At 51.2% G+C, this 1454-nt stretch carries 1 protein-coding gene; it reads right to left on the minus strand.

Features of this window, described 5'->3' with window-relative positions; all coding sequences use genetic code 11:
• Nucleotides 1-6: 6 nt before the first annotated feature.
• Nucleotides 7-1362, minus strand: a complete 1356-nt coding sequence (locus tag AAE02nite_RS26035) for a transposase (RefSeq protein WP_146905808.1) — start codon at nucleotides 1360-1362, stop codon at nucleotides 7-9.
• Nucleotides 1363-1454: the final 92 nt, after the last annotated feature.

Below are 1454 nucleotides of genomic sequence, written 5' to 3' on the forward strand. Positions count from 1 at the left end.
CATGAATCATCCCGAACTTTGGATGTTATTCAAGTTCAACTGATTAAAGAGGTTAGCGAGGGCTAATCGGATACGGTAAAGCGGGTTAGGGGTGTTCCTGGCCCGCTTTCCGGTTCTATGGCAGCCCGCTCGGAGCAAGGTTTGGATATGGGGCTGGAGCTCTTTAGCTAAAAGGGTAAGTAGAAAAGCATAGACCAGCGCTACTATTTGCAAGAGCTTCATTTTATTTTCCCAGAACCATAACCGGCAGGATTCCATGGCTAGTTCGGATTTAGAAAAGCGAAAGCTTTGTTCAATCTGCCATCGGCGGGCATAAGCGTGTACCAGTTGCCAGGCCTGCTTATCGGTTTCTACTTTTTCATTGGTGAGTAAATACCAGGGCTGGCGACCGGCTTTACCTGGCCGGCAGATAATAAGGGTAAGCGGGCAATCCTGATAAGCCACATGCCAGCAGCGTTGCCACAACAAACTTCTTTTTACCTGGCATTTTCCAACCAGGTCCCACACTTTTTGGGAAGAAGTAGCTCTACGGCCCACCGAGAACAAGCTGGCTCTTTTCAAGCGGCCTTGCCCATCCAAGAGCTTGTAAGCCGAAGGCCAGCGTAACAGCAAGCGGTCCTGCTGGTTTAAGAGCAAGCCCAGCCATTCTTTCGACGCATACCCCCGGTCAAAGACGTGCAGCACGGTGCGGCCAAACAGTTCCCGGGCCCAGTTTAACAACTCTAGTCGCACCGGTGCCAGCGAAGTAAACTGGGGTTGACGGCTACTCCACCAACGGAAGCGGGCCAATTGCGGCGGCTGTTGAAGCCCCGCCAGCAACAAGCCGACCCACCGCAGCCCTGGCACATGCACGGGCTTTCGGGTAGGGGGCTCATAGTAACCTTTTTTGATTCTTAACAGACGCTGAGCTTTGCTGCTGCGTACGGCACATAAGCCTTCGCTCTGCAGACTCTCGGCTTTTTCCTGTACACTCTCATCCCACAAAAGCAGCACCAGTTCTTTTTTCAGGTGCTGCAGTTGCTGGGCATAAACCTGCGCCTGCAGGGCTAAATAGTTAATTAAATGCTGCTCTTGCCACTTAGAACTTCTTAACAGGTTGGAGATACGCTTGGTCCCCGCCGGGGCTTGTGCCGGTGAAAGTAAATAGCTGCCCAACTCACTCAGGTATAAACCCGTGGCGCGGCTGCGCAATCGGATAAGGCTCTCACAGAGCCCGGCAAAAGTGTTCACCAGCCGCCGGTCTAACAACTGGTCCAGAAAGAAAAGCAGTGGGGTAAGAAAAGTCTGCAGCCGCTCACAAAAAAAGTCACCTACCGGTAAATCCCTACCGGCAGCTGACCCGTTAGTAGTAAAGTAAAACATAAGAACCTCCCGTTTTTAAGTGATATCGCTTTTCACTTTAACGAGAGGTTCTATTTTTTTATCCCAATTACTGAACTCCGGGATGATTCATG

This window comes from Adhaeribacter aerolatus, from assembly GCF_007991635.1.
In the GTDB taxonomy this organism is placed as follows: Bacteria; Bacteroidota; Bacteroidia; order Cytophagales; family Hymenobacteraceae; genus Adhaeribacter; species Adhaeribacter aerolatus.